The sequence below is a fragment of the Delftia sp. WSY_12 genome (assembly GCF_043104645.1).
GTDB classification, from domain to species: domain Bacteria; phylum Pseudomonadota; class Gammaproteobacteria; order Burkholderiales; family Burkholderiaceae_C; genus Comamonas; species Comamonas tsuruhatensis.
In genome coordinates this window covers 19,626-40,823 of sequence record NZ_JBICKW010000035.1, presented here as the reverse complement: position 1 = coordinate 40,823, position 21,198 = coordinate 19,626, and the positions used below count along the sequence as shown (strand labels likewise).

General features: G+C 64.4%; 18 protein-coding genes. 7 read left to right on the top strand and 11 right to left on the bottom strand.

Annotation, left to right across the window (positions count from 1 at the left end; genetic code table 11):
* Positions 1-2: 2 nt before the first annotated feature.
* From ACF8LI_RS21415 to ACF8LI_RS21405, 3 genes are all read right to left on the bottom strand, one after another.
* On the bottom strand, positions 3-1,196 hold the full coding sequence (locus ACF8LI_RS21415; RefSeq protein WP_017406780.1) for a substrate-binding domain-containing protein: 1,194 nt from the start codon (positions 1,194-1,196) through the stop codon (positions 3-5).
* Between the two features lie 348 nt (positions 1,197-1,544).
* Positions 1,545-2,126, bottom strand: coding sequence for an FMN reductase (gene msuE / locus ACF8LI_RS21410; protein WP_016454049.1), 582 nt, complete (start codon positions 2,124-2,126; stop codon positions 1,545-1,547).
* A 296-nt stretch (positions 2,127-2,422) separates the two neighbouring features.
* On the bottom strand, positions 2,423-3,325 hold the full coding sequence (locus ACF8LI_RS21405) for a LysR family transcriptional regulator (RefSeq protein ID WP_016449615.1): 903 nt from the start codon (positions 3,323-3,325) through the stop codon (positions 2,423-2,425).
* A 111-nt stretch (positions 3,326-3,436) separates the two neighbouring features.
* On the opposite strand from ACF8LI_RS21405, the gene ACF8LI_RS21400 reads away from it, so the two are divergent.
* The 3 genes from ACF8LI_RS21400 to ACF8LI_RS21390 all read left to right on the top strand — a co-directional run bounded on the left by ACF8LI_RS21400 (position 3,437) and on the right by ACF8LI_RS21390 (position 6,546).
* Positions 3,437-4,411 (top strand): Bug family tripartite tricarboxylate transporter substrate binding protein, encoded by a 975-nt coding sequence (locus tag ACF8LI_RS21400; protein WP_392414036.1) that lies wholly within the window; start codon positions 3,437-3,439, stop codon positions 4,409-4,411.
* A 54-nt stretch (positions 4,412-4,465) separates the two neighbouring features.
* Positions 4,466-5,323 carry a substrate-binding domain-containing protein gene (locus tag ACF8LI_RS21395; protein WP_392414035.1) on the top strand — a complete coding sequence of 286 codons (858 nt, stop codon included), beginning with the start codon at positions 4,466-4,468 and terminating at the stop codon, positions 5,321-5,323.
* Between the two features lie 119 nt (positions 5,324-5,442).
* Positions 5,443-6,546 carry a porin gene (locus ACF8LI_RS21390; RefSeq protein ID WP_310637094.1) on the top strand — a complete coding sequence of 368 codons (1,104 nt, stop codon included), beginning with the start codon at positions 5,443-5,445 and terminating at the stop codon, positions 6,544-6,546.
* 32 nt (positions 6,547-6,578) lie between these two features.
* Here ACF8LI_RS21390 and ACF8LI_RS21385 read toward each other — a convergent pair whose 3' ends face one another.
* Positions 6,579-6,857 (bottom strand): hypothetical protein, encoded by a 279-nt coding sequence (locus tag ACF8LI_RS21385; protein WP_392414034.1) that lies wholly within the window; start codon positions 6,855-6,857, stop codon positions 6,579-6,581.
* A 236-nt stretch (positions 6,858-7,093) separates the two neighbouring features.
* On the opposite strand from ACF8LI_RS21385, the gene ACF8LI_RS21380 reads away from it, so the two are divergent.
* The gene (locus tag ACF8LI_RS21380; RefSeq protein ID WP_392414033.1) at positions 7,094-7,339 is read left to right on the top strand and encodes an AAA domain-containing protein; all 246 of its coding nucleotides are present in this window, start codon (positions 7,094-7,096) and stop codon (positions 7,337-7,339) included.
* 263 nt (positions 7,340-7,602) lie between these two features.
* On the opposite strand, the gene ACF8LI_RS21375 is transcribed toward ACF8LI_RS21380, so the two are convergent.
* Positions 7,603-10,695: a DEAD/DEAH box helicase gene (locus ACF8LI_RS21375; protein ID WP_392414032.1), complete on the bottom strand. Its 3,093-nt coding sequence runs from the start codon at positions 10,693-10,695 to the stop codon at positions 7,603-7,605.
* Positions 10,696-11,261: 566 nt separating this feature from the next.
* Entirely contained in the window at positions 11,262-11,912 is a 651-nt protein-coding gene (locus ACF8LI_RS21370; RefSeq protein WP_392414031.1) for a helix-turn-helix transcriptional regulator, read from the bottom strand.
* Positions 11,913-12,291: 379 nt separating this feature from the next.
* Between ACF8LI_RS21370 and ACF8LI_RS21365 the strand changes: the two genes are divergently transcribed.
* Positions 12,292-12,831: a hypothetical protein gene (locus ACF8LI_RS21365; RefSeq protein ID WP_392414030.1), complete on the top strand. Its 540-nt coding sequence runs from the start codon at positions 12,292-12,294 to the stop codon at positions 12,829-12,831.
* 119 nt (positions 12,832-12,950) lie between these two features.
* On the opposite strand, the gene ACF8LI_RS21360 is transcribed toward ACF8LI_RS21365, so the two are convergent.
* Positions 12,951-13,616 carry a LexA family protein gene (locus tag ACF8LI_RS21360; RefSeq protein WP_392414029.1) on the bottom strand — a complete coding sequence of 222 codons (666 nt, stop codon included), beginning with the start codon at positions 13,614-13,616 and terminating at the stop codon, positions 12,951-12,953.
* Between the two features lie 299 nt (positions 13,617-13,915).
* Between ACF8LI_RS21360 and ACF8LI_RS21355 the strand changes: the two genes are divergently transcribed.
* Positions 13,916-14,629, top strand: a complete 714-nt coding sequence (locus ACF8LI_RS21355; RefSeq protein WP_392414028.1) for a hypothetical protein — start codon at positions 13,916-13,918, stop codon at positions 14,627-14,629.
* Entirely contained in the window at positions 14,629-15,372 is a 744-nt protein-coding gene (locus tag ACF8LI_RS21350; protein ID WP_392414027.1) for a hypothetical protein, read from the top strand. The genes ACF8LI_RS21355 and ACF8LI_RS21350 overlap by 1 nt, the downstream gene beginning before the upstream one ends.
* A gap of 18 nt (positions 15,373-15,390) precedes the next feature.
* On the opposite strand, the gene ACF8LI_RS21345 is transcribed toward ACF8LI_RS21350, so the two are convergent.
* From ACF8LI_RS21345 to ACF8LI_RS21330, 4 genes are all read right to left on the bottom strand, one after another.
* Positions 15,391-17,919, bottom strand: a complete 2,529-nt coding sequence (locus ACF8LI_RS21345) for a TonB-dependent siderophore receptor (protein ID WP_392414026.1) — start codon at positions 17,917-17,919, stop codon at positions 15,391-15,393.
* Positions 17,920-18,030: 111 nt separating this feature from the next.
* Positions 18,031-19,137, bottom strand: a complete 1,107-nt coding sequence (locus ACF8LI_RS21340) for a FecR domain-containing protein (protein WP_046988654.1) — start codon at positions 19,135-19,137, stop codon at positions 18,031-18,033.
* 120 nt (positions 19,138-19,257) lie between these two features.
* Entirely contained in the window at positions 19,258-19,803 is a 546-nt protein-coding gene (locus tag ACF8LI_RS21335; protein ID WP_250439545.1) for a sigma-70 family RNA polymerase sigma factor, read from the bottom strand.
* Positions 19,804-19,965: 162 nt separating this feature from the next.
* Positions 19,966-21,132 carry a DUF4272 domain-containing protein gene (locus tag ACF8LI_RS21330; protein WP_392414025.1) on the bottom strand — a complete coding sequence of 389 codons (1,167 nt, stop codon included), beginning with the start codon at positions 21,130-21,132 and terminating at the stop codon, positions 19,966-19,968.
* Positions 21,133-21,198 lie beyond the last annotated feature (66 nt).

The window sequence follows — 21,198 nt, the reverse complement described above, 5'->3', positions numbered from 1 at the left end:
GCTCAGCGGCCGTTGCGGATGGGGACCTGCATCTCCTCGGGCTTGATCTCGCGCACCAGCTCGGGCACGCCCCAGGCCAGCGCCGGGTCCACGCGGATCTTGAAGTGGTACATGCTCTGCAGGGCCTGATGGTCTTCCTTGCGGAAGGTCATCTGGCCCTTGGGCGTGTCGAAGCTCATGCCCTCCATGGCCTTGATCAGACCGTTGGTCTTGGTGTCTCCACCTGTCTTCTTGAGCGCCGTCACGATGGCCATGGCCGCAGAGAAGCCGCCGGCCGTGAAGAAATCCGGCGGCGTCTTGTACTGCTTGTAGTGCATGGACACCAGCGCCTCGTTCACCGGGTTCTTGGGAATGCCGTAGTAGTAGTACGTGGCGCCCTCCATGCCCGGCAGATTCTTGTAGGCCGCCATGGCGGGCAGGATGTTGCCGCCCGTGGCGATCTCGATGCCGTAGCGCTTGAGGTCCAGGTCCGCGATCTTGAACGGATTGCCCGCCCCGGCCCACACGATCCAGATGATCTTCCTGCCCGGCTGGTCCTTGAGCTTGTCGATCAGCCGCTGCGCCCCTGCCGTGAAATCCGTGGTGGCGGCAGGCAGGTACTCCTCATGCGCCAGCTTGCCCTTCTTGATGGCGTCCTTGAAGGCCTTCACCCCGTCGCGGCCGAAGGCGTTGTCCTGGGCCAGCGTGGCAATCGTCACGCCCGCCCTGTCGATGGCCACCGCATTGCTGATGGCGTCCTGGCTGGAGTTGCGGCCCGTGCGGAAGATGTACTTGTTCCACTTGTCGCCCGTGATCGAATCGGCCACGGCCGGCTCCACCAGCAAAATCTTCTTGTACTCCTCGGCCACCGGCAGCATGGCCAGCGCCACGCCGGACGATGTGGGCCCCACGGCCAGATCGGCCTTGTCATCGGAATACGCCGTGGCCAGCAGGCTCTTGCCCAGGTCGGGCTTGCCCTGGTCGTCCTTCTCGATCACCACCAGCTTCTTGCCATTCACCGCCATGCTGCCGCCCGTGGCGTACTCCAGCCCCATCAGCAGCCCGGCCTGGGTCTGCTTGCCATAGGCCTCCAGCGCGCCGGTCTTGCTGTAGACGTGGGCAATGCGGATCTCGCCCTGCTGGGCCAGTGCAGCAGGAGCTGCAGCGGCCATGGCGGCGAGTGCGATGGTGCAATGGAGGAAGGGGCGGCGGTGCATGGTTTGTCTCCTTTGGGGTTTTCGGCTTGATGGCCTGGCTGGGCCTGCCGTTTTGCAAGGGGACCATGCATGCTTTGTGCCAGGCACGCCCAGGCGGCACCCAGGCGGCACCAAGACAGGGACGGCCTTGTGCCCCCGGGGCCAGGCAGCCCGTGCCAGGGCCGAAAGTGTCTGGCCATTGGACAGATTCAGTGTCTTTTTCCAAGACAGCTGCCTGAATCCGATACAGGGCAAACCATGAATTCCTGGGATGTTCCCCTGCACCTGGCCCACCATCACGTCCTGGCCGGCCAGCAGCTTCATAAGTTCAGGAGGCCCATGGGCGTGGGGAGAAAACCGTTGTTTTCTTCAGGCAACAGCCGCTGATTCGGCCAGATGGGGCATGGTGCGCTGCCTCAGCTCGACCAGCGGCAATGCCCGCTGAACCGCCAGCGCGGCCCGCTGTAGCAGTGCCTCGTCGTGCAGGCGGTAGTCCACGAAATCCTTGTCGGTCGCGTAGACACCCAGTGGCAGGGTGCGCGCCTGGAAGAAGCTGAACAGCGGCCGCAACTGGTGGTCGATCACCAGGGCATGGCGCTCGCTTCCACCGGTGGCCGCCAGCAGCACGGGTTTGTCGATCAAGGCGTCCTGGTGGACGAAGTCGAAGAAGTGCTTGAACAGTCCGGTGTAGGCGCCGCGAAAGACCGGTGTGGCCACCACCAGCACATCCGCCTGCTCCACCGCCGCAAGCTCCCGCTCCACCGTCTCGGGCAACTGCGAGCGCCACACCGCGCCGGCAAGCTGCGGCGCAAGCTGGCCCAGCTCCACCAGGCGTTGTTCGCACGGAACTTCGTCGGCGATCAGATCAGACAGATGCTCTGCCAGGGCGGCAGACTTGGAGGGGCGCTGCAGTCCGCCGGATACGGCGACCAGACGAAGTGGACGTGTCATTGCTGCTCTCACGCAAGATGGCCGGGGTTCAACGCGGGAGCCGGTTGTGGCGACCATGCGGTCCGAGGTGAAGTGATGGCCATGACTGCTTCCCAAAATGCAAACGAACAATGGGAGCGGATGATATGGAGCCAAATCAATGAAGTAAAATGGTTTTATCTCACAATTACATGATTAAAACTCATATAAAGCTTTAAACCTGCCCCGTCGGTGCTGTTCGGGGAGCATCCGGGTCACAAGCGAGGCGGGCATCTGCATCGCGCACAAGCGGGCCGTTGCCGAACCGGCATTCCCGCTCAGCGGCCCGCTTCCTGGGCCTGCACCAGACACTCCCGCAAGGCCTGCGCCACAGGCCCGAGCATGCGATCGCGCCGCTGCAGCAGGCCCAGCGTGCGCCACACATCGGGCGCGGTCAGCGGCACGCCGCAGACCTGGGCATGGTCCTGGCGCAGGGCCAGCTGGGGCACGGCGGCCAGGCCCAGGCCCGCTTCCACCAGGGCCAGGGCGCCCGTGACGTGGTTGCATTCGTGCCAGGCCACGGGCTGCTCTGGCAGGCCGGCCATCACCTGGTCCAGCAGCAGCCGGTTGCCGCTTTGGTGGGAGACGGACACCAGGCGCTTGCCCGCCAGCTCGGCCCATTCCACCTGGCTGCGCCCGGCCCAGGCATGGCTGCGCGGCATGGCCAGCACATAGCGCTCGCGCGTGAGCGCCTCAAAGCGCAGCGACGGCTCCTGGCTGCCCGTGAAGCTCAGGCCGAAATCCGCCTCCCCGCGCAGCACGGCCTCCACCACCTGGTGCGCGCTCTCGTCGATGACGTGCACCTGCACATCGGGCTGCTCCACGGCAAAGGATTTCAGCACCGGGGGCAGCAGATTGGTGGCCACCGAAGGCACGCAGGCAACCGTCACGCGGCCACGGCGCAGCTTGACCTGGTCATCCACGCGCTGCACGGCCTCGTCCAGGCCGGCCAGGGCCCGGCGCGCCTCCTGCAGGAATTCATGGCCTACCTCGGTCAGCTTCACTTGCCGCGTGGTGCGCTCCAGCAGCCGCACGCCCAGCACCGACTCCAGGCGCTCCACGCGCCGGCTCAAGGCAGGCGGCGACAGGAAAAGCGCTTCTGCGGCCAGGCGAAAACTGGCCTTCTCGGCCGTGGTCACGAAGGCGATCAACTCCCCCATGTCGAATTTGATGCGCTGCATGCAACAGTCCCTCCAAAAGTTGCAATTCACAGAATAGCAGCCCCTGCATAGGATGGCGCCCTTGATAACGCTGCCCCCTGCGGGCAGGCAAGACCAACAAACGGAGACGACATGCACCAACGCAGACTGATCGCGGGCGGCGCCCTGGCAGCCCTTCTTTCCCTGGCCGTGGGCTCCGCCCAGGCCCAGGACTTCCCCCCCAAGAAACCCGTGGTCATGGTGGTCGGCTTTGCCGCAGGCGGCTCGGCCGACATTGCCGCGCGCATCATCGCCAAGAAGCTGGGCGAGAACATCGGCCAGAGCGTGGTCGTGGAAAACAAGCCCGGCGCGGGCGGCAACCTGGCCCACACGCAGGTGGCCAATGGCCCGTCCGACGGCTCGGTGCTGCTCTTCGGCTCCATCGGCCCGCTGGCCATTGCGCCGCACTTCATGAAGATCGGCTACGACCCGCTCAAGGACCTGGCCCCCATCACCATGGGCGTGAACTTTCCCAACGTGCTCGTCGTGCCGGCCGCCACCGGCATCAAGACCCTGGGCGAATACGTGGCCAAGGCCAAGCGCGAACCCGGCAAGCTGGACTTCGCCTCCACCGGCCCCGGCTCCGCATCGCACCTGGCCGGTGAACTGCTCAACGATGTCGCCAAGATCGACACCCTGCACGTGCCCTACAAGGGCGGCGCGCCCGCCCTGCAGGACGTGCTGGGCAACCGCGTGACCTCCTTCTACGCAGCCCCGCCCACGGCCCTGCCCCACATCGAATCCGGCAAGCTGATCCCGCTGGCCACCACGGGCCTCACGCGCCCGGCCTACCTGCCCAACGTGCCCACCGTGGCCGAGAGCTTCCCCGGCTTCAACGCCACCAACTGGTACGCCTTCGTGGCATCCGCCAAAACGCCCAAGCCCTTGCTGGACCGCTGGAACACCGAGCTGGTCAAGGTGCTGAACACCCCCGAAGTGCGCGACAACCTGCTCAAGCACGGCCAGACCGCCGCCCCGGGCACCCGCGAGGAACTGGGCCAGTTCATCGCCTCCGAGCACGCCAAGTGGGGCCGCATCATCCGCGAGCGAAAAATCACCGCCGATTGATTCCCTCGGCAGCCGTTAGCCGTTCCCCAACCATAAAAAACCAGGAGACAAACCATGACCGCCATCCGTTCCACCCCCCTGCAGTCCGCTGTGCAGTCCTCCGTGCCATCCACCCTGCGCCGCCGCACCCTGGGCGCGCTGCTGGGCGGCGCACTCAGCCTGGGCCTGGCCCTGGGCGCTGCCACGCCCTCCACTGCCGCCGCAGATGAAATCCGCGTAGTCACCTCGGGCGGCTTCTCTGCCGCCTATGACCAGTTGATTCCCCTGTACGAGCAGGCCACGGGCCACAAGGTCGTCACCTCGCGCGGTGCCTCCATGGGCAATGCGCAGGACTCCATTCCCAGCCGTCTGGCGCGGGGCGAGCAGTTCGATATCGTCATCCTCGCGGATGGAGCCTTGGACAATCTGACCGCCCAAGGCAAGGTGGAGGCGGGCAGCCGCGTGGACCTGGCGCGTTCCATGATCGGCATGAGCGTGCGCAAGGGCACGCCCAAGCCCGACATCAGCACCGTGGACGCGCTCAGGCAGACCCTGCTGGATGCCAAGACCATTGCCTACTCGGCCAGCGCCAGCGGCACCTACCTGGCCAACGAACTGTTCCCGCGCCTGGGCGTGGCCGAGCAGATGAAGGGCAAGGCCACCCGCATCCTCAGCGAGCGCGTGGGCGCCGTGGTGCTGCGTGGCGATGCGGACATCGGCTTCCAGCAGGTCAGCGAACTGCTGCCGTTCAAGGAACTGGAATTCGTCGGCCCCCTGCCCGATGAAGTGCAGCAGCGCGTCTTCTTCTCCGCAGGCGTGGCCACCGGCGCCAAGAGCCCTGAGACGGCGCGCCACCTGATCCGCTTCCTGGCAGCCCCCGCCGCCGCACCCATCGTGCGCAGCACCGGCATGGAGCCGGCGGCCAAGCCCTGACGGCAGGCCCCCGAGCCCTCAAGGCTCTCTAGGCACTCAAGGCCCTCGACACAGAGAGGGCCTTCACCCCTCCCCGGTTCGACCTCCATTCAGCGGCGCTGCAACGGCACTGCTGCGGCATGCCGCTGCCCAGCCCTATCACCCTCGCCACACCCATGAACACCAAAACCCTGGTGCTGATCACCCTCGCCGCCGCACCGCTGTCGGCCCTTGCGCAATCCAGCATCACGCTCTACGGCATTGCCGATACCGGCGTGCGCTACACCAGCGGCCTCACCGCTGCCAACGCGGCCAGCAACACCTCGGGCGCCGCGCTGTCCAGCGGCGTCAACACCACCAGCCGCTTCGGGTTTCGCGGCCGCGAAGACCTGGGCGGCGGCATGTATGCCCTGTTCAACCTGGAAACCGGCCTGAACCTGGACACCGGCACCACCGCCAACTCCAGCAAATTCTTCGACCGCGCGGCCATCGTGGGCCTGGGCGGCAACTGGGGCCAGGTCACGGCCGGCCGCCAGACCAACCTGCTGGCAGATGCCATCAGCCCCGTGGACCCCGTGGGCATGCGCTTCGCCGCCTTCAACCCCAACATCGCCACCGCCGCGCTCAGCAGCCACGGCCTGGGCGTGGAATACGGCAGCGCGGGCGCCACCACGGGCTCGTACCGGCTGGACAACTCGGTCAAGTACACCGGCCGCTTCGGCGGCCTCACCGCCCGCGCCATGTACAGCTTTGGCGAGACGGCACAAGGCGGCTCCGCCCGCTCATCGGCCGGCGCGGGCCTGGCCTATGGCACGCAGACATGGACGGTCTCCGGCGCCTACCAGCGCTTCAAGACCGCAGACCAGTGGGAGCTGAAAGCCGCCACCCTGGGCGCCAGCTACAAATGGGACAACCTGCGCCTCGCGCTGAACACCGCGCGCAGCGACGGCCAGACCAACGCCACCACCAGCCGCACCGTGCAGCGCGTGCACTCGCTGGGCGCCACCTGGTCTGCCCGCAGCACGCTGGACCTGACCGCCGCCCTGTACCGCGTGGAACGCGAACGCAGCGGCCGCGCCGCAGACGGCTACACCCGCGCCCTGCTGTTTGCGGAATACAAGCTCTCGCGCCGCAGCAAGCTGTATGCGGAACTGGACCGCACGCATTGGAGCGGAGGGTTTCAGGGCGGGCAGAACAAGGATGTGGCTACGGGGGTGACTGCGGGGTTGATGCATAGCTTCTGAGGGGCACTGCGAGCACTCGCCCCAATGCCAACTCAGCCGCCCAGCTTTTTGAACGGCGTGTCGGAAGTGATCCAGCCCTTGCCTTGGGGGCAGATCACTTCCTTGTAACGCAGCTCCTTTTCAAAGCTCCACTGCTGGCCGAGTGCGCAAACGTCCCCTGCATTGAGGACAAATGCCACCGTCTGTGGATCGCCTTTTTTCAGCAGAACATCGACGCTTTGCGTCGCTTCCCACCGCCCACTCGGCGACTGGCTGCATCCCAGAGTTGCCAGCAACGCCATGATCGCGCCCCTTCGCAGTACGTTTCTCATCAGCTGCCCTTCTTGTAGTTGTCGCGCGAAGACTTTCGAGCGACTGCTGCAGGCTGACTGCAGTCTTTCAGCTCTTCTCTGCCAATGTCTGATACTAGAAACAACAGACATTGAGAGCAGCGCGGAAAAGATCAATTGATTCGGTAACCGACGGAGGCTGGGCTAACTACAAATTGGTCGATTCAGTTCAGAGACGGCACAGGCAGTGAATAACTACACTTGACGCCGACTCAACTGTGTTCCGTTTGTGCGGCACGGTGCACAACTTAAAGGGCAAGGAAGCCGACTTTGTGATCTTCTTGCTGGGCGGTGATCCGAGCAGGCCGGGTGTGATTTCAAGCTTTGCTGGCCACAAGCCTAATCTGGTCAACGTGGCTATCACGCGGGCCAAAAAGCGCTTGTATGTCGTTGGCCACGGCAACTTCTGGTCCGGCTCCAACGATTCCAAGGGCTGCTACCAAACCATGAACAAGCTGCTTTGAGAGTACTGTTCGCCCATAAAAAGCCGCTGTTGAGCGTAATGCCATTCACTTAAGGAAGGTCTGCATAAAGCGATTGCAAGCGCAATATTGCCTGGATGAGCTGCTCACAAGCAAGAGCACACGGGCCATACACAAGTTCACGGGGTCAACACTTTGCCAAGGCATCACATGGATCTTCCCTCGTACGCCCCAAGCCAGACGCTTGGACGATGCCCGCCCCGCGATATCAGCGGATTGCCCGACAGTTCTAGGTGGTGCCATCTCTATGGCCTTGCCGCCGTCTTACGCGCGGGCGCTTTTTTTTTGGCCGGCTTCTTTGGGGGCGCCTTAAATGGAACGTCAAAGATGGTTACGCGCACGCCAAGCTGGCGCGCGTAACCTACCAGGCCATCGAGCAAGTGGAGCAACTGCGCAGTCTCCGATGTTCTTTTTGACGGGTCTTTCACCGCCGCCTGCAACATTGGCAGATCGCAGCAGCCCGTGGTTGCCAACACTACATGCAGCTGTGCGTTGGCAGTGTTGATGATCTCGTCTCGAAGCTTCTGCCACAGGTCAGCTCCGGTGGGGCACTTTGTTGGTCGCGTGTAGAGACGAGGAATGTTCGTGTTGTTCCACCTAGCTTCCTTGGTCCATGAAGCGATCCCCTCTGGGACTTCGTTGTTGCGGGCCATGTAGACGAGGTTCTTCATCGCCTGAGCTACGACATCATGGAATGCTGAGGCGGAAATCCCAGCACCGGCACCGGCTTTGGCGTGCACAAAGGCAAGTTCGCGTTCGTCGAAGTTCGCCAGCACGAAGTCTGCGCATTCGGAACCAAGGTCGTCACAGATGATGAGGTCTGGCACGAAGTTCATAGGCAGGGCGCCCTCTGCGATTCGCTTGAACAGAGATCCCTCAATGAAGCTGGTGGCCTTCCCTCCCTTTACCTTGGCCTGGGCGAGTTCCTCTTTTGTTCCCTTCTCGTTGCTGCAGGCCGCAATCGCAGGAGTAGTGATCTGACCGAACAAGGCGCGCTCAGCATGCTCGTAGTCGATCATGTAGAAGTTTCGGCCCTGATAGACCATCTCCCCGCCGACCAGCCCGATCAACAACGTTTCCTGGTTCTGATTGAGGTAGTCCGCGAAACTGCGCTTTGTGCTTCGCCCATCATCTCTTTCGTGTACGTGCACGCTGCCAGCACGGGCCTTGAACCAGAATCTACCTCGAGATTTCTGATACTCGATAGTGAGTTCGACCTCAACCGAGGTGGTCGGATCACTGCCGACTAGAAACTTGAAGGTGCACTCGAACAGGCCAGTTGTGCCAGCTTTGGGATTGATGTCGACCGACGATGAAAAAATCAAGAGATTGGTGCCGTCAGGCTTTGTCACGGCTACGCCAGGCAGCGCAAGATCAACGGAGATCGCAACTGGAACTGGCGCATCAGGTGGTGTGCACGTTTGCATGTAACGTTGCAGGACGGGATGGTCGGCGCTTGTATTCGAGAGCGAATTTCCGATAGTCATTGCCCAAGCTTTGAATGCAGACAGGGAGTGCTGTCTGCGTGCGCGCTCTGAGAGTTCCTCGCGTACGCGACCGCGATGGAGACCGACATATCGGCGCCCTGCGGCCGAAGCTCCACGGGCCGCGCGGCAGATCTGGACACGATCAGTCAGCGAGGCGGGAATACTGTTCAAGTCGTGGCCACGGAGTTCCGAAGCGCGCAGCACCGTGTCAAACGGAATCGCGCTGCTAACCGCAACGTTCGTGACACGATAGCTCCTGTCCAGGAGCCGCGCAAGATCTGTTGCACCAAGACCCACAGTGAGGTTCTCTAGCAAGGCCTCTGGATATGTCCCGGTCGTGTCAGAGACGAGAAGGAAATCACCAGCGAGAACCGCGCAGTGAGCTTCCAGCTTAACCTCGTATAGGGACGTGTCTTCGAGCAAGCGAGAATTCGCAACTGAAGCGTAGACCCAAAGCGCAAACTGCGCAGACTGCTGACATGGCGCGTTGGGCGTACCAAGAATGATCGCATCGGTCAGGTTTAAACTGTCCGTTGAGTCTTCGATGTAGGCCTTCAGAGTGAACCCGGGCTGAACTCTTCGTATTAGGACACTTGGGGCAATCGCGACCTGTGGATTATCGGAAAGTACATCCGTACGGAACCGCCTCCGAAAGCGACCGTCGAAATACTCGACGGGTGGCTGAGACTCAAGTATGCCCTCCACCACTTTGCGAAAATGCTCTGAGTCATGAACGGTGGCACTGACCTCGAAGTCTCTATATGCAAGCCATCGTTCCTTGAGTCTGAAATCGACTGGCGAGAAGACCATCGCGGGAACATCGCCGACGTCGGAGGCATTTTTGCGAAGTACACGGCCGATCTGCTGCACCAGCTTTCGATCGTTGTTGACATTACACACGAAGGCGAGCGCGCAGAAGCGATGGTCATCCAACCCCTCTGTAAGTTTGTTCTGATGCACCCATATCTCCGCAGGATGATCCAGCGCCGGAACGTCTTTCACGAAGTCGGCATCGGATGAACCTTCGAACTGCTCGTGGATGCCGACGACCTTTAGTCCCGTTGCCCTGAGCACCGCAACCGCGGATCGAATGTCCGCTGCAGTTGCGCAGCAGACAATGGCTCTTGGATTTCGGCTCGCCAAGCGGTCGTCTTTCTTGGCTGCAGCCCATGCACGCGCAAACGCGCGACACAGCACCGGAACATCCTGCGAACTGCCCAGAGAAGCGAAGTCGAGGGTTCTGATGATCGCTTCAGCCTCGGCTTGCGCGTGAGTGAAATGAAACACCGAGTCTGTCGTGGCCTTGATCCGGAAGAGCTTCAGGTCGTTGCGGTATGGCGTCGCGGTTAGCAGCACGGTCGGCTTAGCCATACTCTTGACGGCCCTGCCCCACTCGATGGCCGGCTCGTAGTGACACTCGTCGACTACTATCGTGTCTACGAAAGACGCTAGGTCGTAGTACAGCGCCTCGTTGGTCCGTTTCAGGTCGGTCAGAGTGCTGAACGTGCAAACGATGACCTTGACGCGATCGTCCTTGAGTGTCGCCTTTGCCGAAGACGGAATGAGATCAACGACCGTGCCTGCCGGAGCAGCTACGTTCAGGTTTTGCCAAAAGCCCGTTTTGAGCGCTCCGATCATCTGATCTCGAAGGTTTGTCCAAGGCGTCAGGACGAGGGTTCGTCCGGTTGAACTTAACAGTGACAGGCAGGCAATCACGCCAGTTTTCCCCGTCCCGGTTGGCATTCGCACCAAGCAAGGATCTGCGCTCTTCCTCAGGTGAGCAATCAGAAACTGGATGGCGTGCTTTTGATGCGTCCACAAGCTTAGCCCGGACGGAAGTTCTTTGAACATTGTCGCTTCCTCACTCTCGTTTTGCAGAGACTAGCAGAGGAAAGCTGTCATGCGCATGGCTTCTGCCGCCGAGCCACTTCCGATCGGGGATCAGGACGGCGCCGAGTTCATTGACCCGCGCCATCGTTAGGGCAGGGACCAAGGTACCCGTCAACGTACAGTGGAGGCGTGCGGGTTGACTACACTGGGGCTTATGCGAAGGCCAATATGAATCCGGACGTACAAACGCAAACGTAGTCGTTTCTGAACGAGTCCTTCCGCACCAGGTCTGTGAGGAGAGAAACTGTTGGATAAATAGGAAGGGCCGCAATAAGCAGGTATGCGGTCATCCGGCGGAAGCTCGCGTTTGTCCGCAATCGCTGCAAAGCCGACACCCACATCCCACAGATCAGCATGACCAAATGGGTCGATACCAGACCAGAAACTAGACGACCGGCCAAGCCGGTTGATCAGCTCCGAGGGAGAGCCCAAGCGCTTGGCTCTGCGACTGCCCCATCCCAAACGCATGCACAAGGCATGCAAGTTTTCGCGGCGATGGGGAAGTCAGCCATCAAGCCAGGACAGGCTCAGAGCTTGGCCCCGACCCATATGGCTCGCCCTTGCACCAGGCCCTCAGCCTTCCCGGCAATGACGATATCCGGGTGCTCGCTTTTATCAGCGTTGTCGGCCACGGCATGCCAAACGTCACCCACCCGCTGAAAGCGCCGCACAAGCATCTGCCCTTCCCACGCGAATGCATAGACGCTGCCACGGCGCGGCGTTCGATCCGCACGATTGAGCAAGAGCACGGCCCCGTCCCGAATCGTGGGCTCCATGCTGGTTCCGGTGACATGGACGATGCCCGCGTTCACCGGGCTGACGCCGATAGCACGCAGAAAATCGCGTCGGAACTGTAGAGCCCCGAGTTCCTCGACAAGATTGGTTTTTCGAGAGCGTTCGGGCGCGGCTTCAACATCCAGGCGGACGAGCTGGATGAAGTCCTCACCTTCCGCGACACGGCCTCGCAATAAGGTATCTACGTCCACACTGAAGTAATCCGCAAACTTCTGCAGTGACTCCATTCGCACACCGGTTTCCCCGGCAACGATGCGCTGCAAAGTGCCCTGCCCGATGTCGAATCCAGCACTCTTCATGTCACTACGCAGGCGCCCGATCGCCTTGCCCTTGATCATCAGGGCAACGTTTTCGGCCAATGTTGCGTTCACGAAGCTGCGCATGGGCAGCATTCTTTGGTCTTGCTATACCGATTTCGGTACGATAGAGTTAGTGCAAATTCACTTGAATTCGCCAGTTTTGAAGAGCCAGCCTATGGCTCAACTTAAAACTCCTCATACCGCTTTCGGTGAAGCTGTCCAAACTCTGGATCAACTTGGCCGCACAAGCTTCAACTAGACGCAGACGCCTACATCCATGCACATCACTCACCACTTCACCCCTGGTCTGCGCTTCGCTGCGCAATGGAAGTACGCCGCCCGCGCGCCATCGGGCCGGGCCTGTTGGTCGCGGCTGCCGCTGGGGCAGCCTGATGCGGGCAGGGCTGATCCGCATGGCGCCTGGTGGTGTGTGCGGCGCTGCGCTGCCGTGCTGCGGCGGGAGATGTGGCAGTCGGTGGATCTGCCTTCAGACATGCCCTTGCGGCCGGGGCCGGAAGATGTGGCGCTGACCCTGAACGCGCTGATGCCGCGCTGGCAGGTACAACTGAGCGCAGGGGCCGGGCACATGTCCATGCAGTCCTGCACCCAGGCGGTGATGGCAGGAGGCGGGGCGGTGCTGCAACTGCAGTCAGAGGCGCTGCACCGGCGGCCGCAGAGCACGTTCTGGGCCTGGGTGATTGGCGTGGAGATGCATCAGAAGATGCGGCCCGCGCCGGTGAAGCCATGGCCCGCAAGCCGCGCGCCCCGCCCTGCCGCGCTGCTGACCATTCCCTTTGGCTGGAGCATGCCCTGGGCCTGCGGCTATGCGGCGCGGGTGCAGATGAACAGCGATGGGCGCTGCGACGTGGATGGCATTGACGGGCAGTGGCGCGAGTGCCGCTGCCTGGCCGCAGTGACTCTGTCGCCCGCGCGAGATGGCCAATGCGGTCAAGTCGACCAATTCGGCCATGCCGGCCTCCTGCAGGGGCACCCACTGTGTTGATACCTGCCCGAGCCGGAAGATTTGCCCAAGCCGCTTGTCCCTTGCCGCCATCCATGAATCACGGGCGCGGCAGCCGGCAGCACCAAGGCCGCCGCAGCGGTGCCAAGGCCTCGGCCCTGCTACCGGGCCTGGAACCGCCGGCGATGCTCCACCACGGTGCCGCGCAACTGCAGCGCCTGCTCGTCGCTGGATAGTGTGGGATGGTCTTCGTTGAGCGGCACCAGCTCGAAGATTTCCGCACCGGCCTTGTCCAGGCCGCGCACCCGGTACTTGCGCAAGATGGCCTGTTGCCGGGAGTCGGTGGCCAGCACGCAGTCCCCGGGCCGCGGCGGCAGGGCGGGATCGATGAGCACGCGGTCCCCTTCCCGGATTTCCGGGGCCATGGCGTTGTCTTCCAGTCGCACGAAGAACGCACGGGGCGATGCGTTGTCGCTGGCGACTTCGATGCCCAGGAAATGCTCATCGTTGGCATCGTCCATGGCGTCTTCTGCGCTGCGGCCGCCGGCCTGCTGCAGGCCAAGCAGCGGGTAGCGGCGCGTGCCCTGGGGCAGGTGGCGCTGCAGCGCTGCGGCATCGGCCGACATGGGGCCCTTGCCGCATTCCAGCCACAGGGCCGAGACACCGCACAGGGACGCGAGCGTGGCTGTTTTGGAGGTGCCGTTTCCGCTTCTCTCAAGGTCGGCAATGGTCGATTGCCCCATGCCCGCCTGGCGGCCCAGCTGCGCTTGGGTGAGGCCCGCGAGACTGCGAGCGCTTTTGAGGCGTTGGCCGAAATCGGTTGACATGCTCCGTAGCTTACGGAAAACCGATATGTCAAATTCGATTGTAAAAAAATCGACTTTTCGATAGCATGAAACTATGGAATGGAAAGACTACCTCGCCAGACTTGCAGCGAAGGGTGTCAGTCAAAGCCAGATCGCCCGCGAAGTGGGCTGCGGTCAAGCAACGATTTCTGACCTCGCATTGGGCAAGACCAAAGAGCCGCGCACATCCCTGGGTATGGCGCTCATGCGCATCGGGGACCGCTGTGGCATCAAGACTCCCTACGGTGCCAGCCCTTCGGCACACGATGACGAGAGGTCCCGTGGCTGAGACCGCGCACGTCACCCACCGCTTCACCCCTGGGCTGCGCTTTGACGGGCTGTGGACGTACGCGGCGCGCATGCCGTCAGGCCGTCGCTATTGGGCGCGACTGCCGGCAACCCGCGCAGGCGGCGTGGCTGCAGCAGATCCACAGCGCGCGTGGTGGTGCGTGCGCCAGTGCGTTGCGGTGCTCAATCGCATGCCCTGGCATTCCGTGCATCTGCCCCCGGGCCTGCCTGTGCAGCCGGAATGCGGCGATGTGGCATTGGCCCTGGGCGCAATGCTTGCGGACTGGAACGTCAAGGTGCTCGACGAGAGCACGGCACAGGCGCCGCTGCTGCGCAGCACCGATGCGCTGCTTGCCAATGGCTGCTCTTTGCTGCAGTTGCAGGCCGAAGATTTGAGTGTTGGCGCGCCACCCGTTTTCTGGGCCTGGGTGGTCGGCGTGGAAATGCATGAGAAGTTCAAGCGCGCCAAGCGCACTTCGGCCTTTGACGTGCCCGGGCGTCCTCGCGCCCTGCTGATCTGGCCCTTCGGCTCGAAATCTCCCCTGACAAGGAACCACGCCTTGAGGATGACGGTGGATGGCGAAGGGCTGTGCGGTGTGGATGGCATCGATGCGCGCCGGGGCCGGTACCGGTGCATCGGGGCCATTACCGTGGCGCAGTCGGACAACCACAGCGCCGGCAACGGCGGCCTTTTCGGATCCGAATAATGCAAAAGCCCGACGACGCACCAGAGCCATGTGAGCGGGAGGTTCCGCAGGAAGACATCTGTCTCGATCACCGCCTCATCTGCGGCCTGCGCTTTGATGAGCACTGGCAATACAGGAGACGCACGGAATCGGGCCACACCAGTTGGACACAGCTGCCGATGGCATCCGACCCCGTTGCCCCGGCCGACCCCTATGGCGTCTGGTGGTGCGTTCGCCGGTGCACCGTGGTGCTGGAGCAGCGAAGCTGGCTGTTCCTGCAGCTTCCCACTCACTTGCCCGCTGTTGCCGGCGTGCAGGAGATGGCGCAGATCCTCGATGTGCTGATGCCCGATTGCAACGTGCAGGCACATGCGCAATGCGCCGAGACACACTTGCTCTGCGCCCATGCGGTGGAGCAGGCAGGAAGTGCATTGCTGATGCTGGAGTCGCCGGAATGTGACGGCCCCAAGCCCGGCATTTTCTGGGCCTGGGTGGTGGGCTACGAGCCGCAACTGCCTTTGCCGTGCACCGAAGATTGCGTTGCACCCGACACGTGGCAGCCACTGGACATACAAGCCATGGCACCGCCCCAGGCCCTGCTGGTCCTGCCCTTCGACTGGACCATCCCCTGGTCCAGCGGATACCCCACCCGGATCCAGGTGCAAGCCGACGGGTCCTGCCATCTGCAAAATGCCGACGGGCCATGGCACCCATGCCGTTGGCTTGGCACTGTCACGCTTGGAGCCAGGACCGCACCGGCCTGACGGTGGCCCGCCTGCCTCTCAGATGCGCGGCGTGTACTTGAGCGTGAACATGACGTTGCGCGGGTCGCCGAAGTCGTTGTTGCCGTTTTGCTCGGCAAAGCCGGGGATCCAGTAGCGCTTGTCGAAGACATTGTTGAGGTTCATGGCAAGGCTGACTTCGGGGGTGAGCTGGTAGGCCAGGCGCATGTTCCAGACGGTGAAGCCGGGGACCTTGAAGGAGCGGTCATAGCCCAGGGTATGGGTCTGTGCAGTGAAGCCGGCACCCACGTTCAGGTGGCTCCATTGACTGGGCAGGCGATAGGCGGCCCAGGCGCGCAGCATGTGCCGGGGCGTCCAGGTGCTGAAGACCTTGCCCTGGTTGACGGGGTCGCTGAGGAACCTGGTGGTGTTGTAGGTGTAGCCGGCCATGAGCTGCAGGCCGCGCAGCACTTCGCCGCTGACTTCGGCTTCCAGCCCCTGGCTGCGCACCTTGCCCGAGGCGGTGGAGCAGTACCAGTCGTCGCAGGCCATGCCGGAGGCTACGTCGTTGACGGCGCGGTTCTTGTGGTCATAGCGGAACAGGGCCAGCGAGGTGTTGACGCGCCCGTCCAGCAGTTCGCCCTTGAGGCCGATTTCGTAGTTGGTGCCGATGATGGGGTCCAGCACGTTGCCGGCCACGGTGCGCTCGGACTGCGGCTCGAAGACGCTGGTGTAGCTGCCGTAGGCCGACCACTGGGGCGTGAGCGCATAGACCAGGCCCGCATAGGGCGTGATCTCGCCCGATGCGGTGATGGAGGTGCGGGCATTGGACAGGGGCACGCTGTAGAGGTAGTCGTACCAGCTGGCGCGTGCGCCCGCAATGGCGGTCAGCGGCTCGGCCAGCTTGGCACGCCAGCTGGCGTAGATGCCTTTTTGCTCCACGTCGTACCGGGGCAGGGTCTTGATCCCGCCCCCGGCCATGATGGTGTCCAGGTTCTGCCAGGGCCGGTTGTGGTCGATGTTGAAGATGTTGCCGCCCGGCGTGAAGGTGCGCGCATACATGTCGTTGGATTTGTACCGGGAGTAGTTGGCGCCCACGGTGATTTCATTGCGCAGGCCCAGCGCCTGGAAGCGGCCGTTGACGAAGGCGTCCAGGCCGACCTTGGTGGAGTCGAAGTCGGTGACCCAGTTGGCATAGGTGTGGCCGCTGCCGTCGGCCGCGACGTTGCCGTGCATGCGCTGGTGGGCGGAGGTGTTTTTCTCGCTCATGCGCAGGGTGGAGACCTTGAGCCTCCAGTCGGCGTTGAAGCGGTGGTCCAGGTCGGCATAGAAGGTGGTCTGTTCTATGCTGGCCCGGTTCCACCAGGCGCCGACGAAGGTGGAGCGCGGCAGGCCGAGGTCGCGTCCATCGGCAAAGCGCGGCAGGCCCCGGATCATGGGGCGGCCGTTGCTGTCGGAGTGGCTGATGCCCAGGCCCACGGTGGTGTCGGGGCTGATGTCGTAGTCAAGGGCGGCGTACAGGGAGCGCGTGCGGTCGTTGACGTAGTCCACGAAGGAGTGGCTGCGCGATTCGTCCAGCACGACGCGGCCGCGCAGGGTGCCTTCGCTGTTCAGGGGCCCGCCCGCATCGAGCTGCAGGCCGTAGCGGTCCCACGAGCCGGCACGGGCGGTGATGGCGACGGTGCGCTCCGCCTGCCCGCGCTTGCGCACGAGGTTGACGGCACCGCCGGGGCTGCCCGTGCCCTGCAGCAGGCCGGAGGCGCCGCGCAGCACTTCCAGCCGGTCATAGAAGACCATGCCTTCGGTGCCCCAGTTGCCCAGGGCGTAGTTGTTGCGGGGGATGGCGACGCCGTCGTACTGCCAGGCGTCGATCTGGAAGCCCCGGGCCGAAAGCACCATGCCCTGCCCCACGCCCTTGACGCCCACGGTCCCGGTGACGTTGTTGGCGGCCACGCGCAGGTCGGTGATGCCCTGGTCGTCCAGCTGGCGGCGCGTGAGCACGCTGACAGATTGCGGTATGTCCTTGAGCGCCTGGTCGCCCTTGGTGATGCTGATGGCGCGCGCGGCCAGGGATTCGGAGCCCTCGGTGATGGCGCTGCGCTCTGCCTTGGCCGAGACGTTGACGGGCGCAAGGGTGAGCGAGCCGGTGGCCGCCCCCTGGGGCATGCGCCGCACGATGACGGCGCTGCCGTCGATTTCCGCATACAGGCCGGTGCCGGCCAGCAGGCGGCCCAATGCCTCGGAAGCGCTCAGGCGGCCTTCGACGGCGGGTGCGGTCCTGCCCTCCACCAGTGCGGGCTGCACCATCAATTCAAGCCGAGCCTGGCGGGCCAGCGTGTCCAGCGCCTGTGCCAGGGGCTGGGAGGCGATGCGGATCGGCACCGGCACGGAGGCCATGGCCGACGCGCCACCCGCACCACCCGTACCACCCGCGCCAGGCAGCGCCTGCAACGGAGCCTGGGACTGGGCGCGGGACGGCGCGGCCATGGTGGCCAGCAGCAAGGCCGTGGCCAGGGCCAGCGGGACGGGGGTGAAGAGGACGGAACCGGGAATGGAGCCGGGAATGGAAATGGAACTGGAACGGGGCATGAGGGAAATCTCCGGAAGGCTGCGAATACGAATCCTTCTCAGGTAGACGCACGGCACGGCAAAACCCCAACCCGCCCGTGAAAAATTTTTGAGGAACTCGCAGCGCCCGTCTCAGGGCGCGGCGACGATGAGGGTCTGCGCGCCTTCCCCACCCTGGGGGTCGAGCAGGCGCACGGGCAGCACCTTGGGCAGGGCCTTGCGGAAGTTGTCCAGGCGGCGCGGGTCGAAGGTGCCGGACAGGCGCATGGCGGCCACGGCAGGATCGCGCACCGCCAGGCGCGTGGGGCCATAGCGCTCGAATTCCGCCAGCGCCTGCGACAGCGGCACGTTGTCGAAGCTGACGCGTCCGTCGCGCCAGGGCGCGATGCCGGCAGGCGGCACGGCGCCGACAGCCGAGAGGCGGCCATCGCCATCGGCCTGCACCTGCTGGCCCGCAGTGAGCAGCACGGCATCGGAAGGGCCGGCCGCAGACACCCGCACCTGCCCTTCCTGCACGGCCACCTGCACCGGGCTGCCGGCCGTGTGGCGCACGGCAAATTGGGTGCCGACCACGGTGACCTTCACGCTGCCGGCGAGCACATCGAAGGGCCGGTCCGCATCGCCGTGCACCTGGAAGACGGCCTGCCCTTCGGGCAGGCGCACTTCGCGCCGCTGGCGGTACAGCGCCACATGCACGCGGGTGGCGGTGTCCAGCCGCAAGCGGCTGCCGTCGGGCAGCTCCACGTTCAACTGCTGGCCGCGCCCGGTGGCGTAGTCCTGGACAAACAGGGGCCGGCTCTGCCAATGCTCCCAGGCCATGCGGCCCGCGCCACCGGCCACCAGGAGCACGGCGGCCGCCAGCGCGGCACGGGGCACGGCGGCCGTGCAGCCGCGCAGCCAGGCCAGCGGAGCGGACCATGCTGGCCGGGCTGGCTGGACAGCGGGGGCGGGCCGTGGCTGCGCCCTTTGCCCGAGCAGGTCCGCGGCCTTGTCGGCAGCCAGTTGGCGACGCAGCTGCTGGACGGCGGTGTCAGGCAGCGTATCAAGGCGGCGCCAGTCGGCCTGCCAGCGCTCGAAGGCGGCCCGGTGGTCCGGATCGACGGCCAGCCAGGCCTGGAAGTCCGCATCATCGAAGGCGGCCTGCGGCTGCTGGCTGAATTGCGCAAACCAGTCCAGCGCCTGGGCATCGGCGCTGCGGCTGGCATCGGTGGGCCGGGCTGGGGGGAGGTGTTCAGTCATGCGAATGACGCAGGCTACAGGGAAGCAGACGCACGGACAGCCGCGAACCCAACCCCGCGTGCGGGGCAAACGGGGTGAGGGCACAGGCCGCAGTCCGCGCAGGCCATGCAAGGTCTGGCCTCATCGAGCGTCTCCCGGCCGGGGCGATGCGGCGGGCGCAAGCGTGCCGTCCATGCGGTCCTGGCAGGCGCGGCAGGCCTGCATGCCCAGCTTGATGTGGCGCTCGACCATGGTGGTGGAGATGCCCATGTGCCGGGCCACTTCCGCCTGGGACATGCCGTCGAACTTGTGCAGGATGAAGGCCTCGCGGCAGCGCAGCGGCAAGGCGCCGATGGCGGCCAGCAGCGCTTGCACGGACTGGGAGGACATGGCGGCGATCTCGGGCTCGCAGGCCTGGGGGCCGGCCAGGTCATCCGCGCCCTGCGCCTGCGGCCCGGCATCCAGCGGCGCATGCGCTCCACGCACCTCGCTGCGGCGGTACTGGTCGATCACCAGGTTGCGCGCTGTGCGGTACAGCAGGGCACGCGGTTCGGCAATGCCCTCTCCAGAGCGCTGCACGGCCAGCAGGCGCGCATAGCTTTCCTGTGCAAGATCCTCGGCCGTGTCGCGATCCTTGACGGCCCTTTGTAGGAACCTCAGCAGTTCTCGGTAATAGCGTACGACCACGGGAGCCAACAACGGATCAGTCAACGGATGGCCATGCCCGGCCGCCTTGGCCCAACGGCAGGCGGTGCCGGGGGCTGCGAAGCGGCGAGTATAGACAGTTGAATGAGTTTCAATCTCAAACAGGAATATAAAGAGGGCCGGCTGTGCGGCCATGCCACGTGCTCAGGTCGGCGTGTCCACGTCATCCCAGTCATTGCCCTCGAAGCGCACCAGCCAGTTCAGGGCGTGGTGGCGCTCCATGAGCACGTCGGCGTTCAGCCCCGCGGGCGCGGGCTGCTGCTGCACCTGGGCCTGGCGCACGATCCAGTGCAGGCGGTAGTGCTGGTCCAGGGCGTCGAGGATGTCGCTGTCGGGCCGCATGCGTGCGGCATGCAGGGCGCCTTGCAGGTCGCCGGCCTGCAGCAGGACGCGCGAGGTGAGCGGCACGTCGCAGATGGCGTCGGGGAACGGCAGCGCATCGACCAGGCCCAGCGCCCATTCCAGCAAGTACGCGGCTTCGTAGCGCCAGCCGAACTTGGCGATGGCCTCTTCGGAGGGCTGGGCAGTGGCAATGAAGTCACGCTCGTTGGGGGTGAGCGCGGCCTGGGCGGCTGGCAGGCGCTGGAACAGCTCGTCGGGCGTGAGCGGTTCGCCACTGTTCATTGCTTCGTTCAGCGATTCGGCGCGCACGGCCACGGCCAGCAGGGCGAAGGCGCGTGCGGCGATCTCGTCGGGCGCGCGCATGCGCAGTTCGGGCTCGGAGATCAGCGGCGGCAGGCTGGCCGCTGGCGTGAAGCCGCGCTGCGCCAGCGCCTGCTCGCTGCGCTGCTTGCGCTGCCAGGCCTGCTGCGGATAGGGCAGCGCGGCCTGTTCATCGGGCTCGGCGCCGTTGGCGGCCAGCAGGATGCGGCCCTGCGGGTCGCGGATGCTGCCGTCCGCCAGAAATGCGATGGCGTTGGCGCGCTGCGCCCAGCCGGCAAAGGCATCGAGCTGCTCCGGCGCAACGCCCAGGCTCAGGTGCTGCTGCACGCGCTGGATATGGCGCATGGCGTGGTAGCAGTTGCGCGTCATCTGCCCATCGCCGCGCCCCAGCACATAGCCGACAAAGCCGGAAAGATGCGGTGCCAGCTCGGGGTCCGACAGATCGCGGCGCCCGGCCAGCGTGTGCGGAAAGTCAATCGCAGGAAGGTCCCAGACGGTGCAGTAGGCGTTGATGAGTACTTCGTCCTTTGCAGCATCCGCCTGGGGTTCTTGCAGCTGGCGCTGGTGTTGCTGGTGTTCCTGTGGGCGAGCGGGCTCGGGTGCAGGCTTGCTGAATGCGGTCTTGAGGCGGGTAAGGAGGTTTTTCATGTTCACGGACTGGGTTCCGGGATGGGCTCCGGGATGGGGAACAGCAGGAATCGCCCTGCCTCTTGG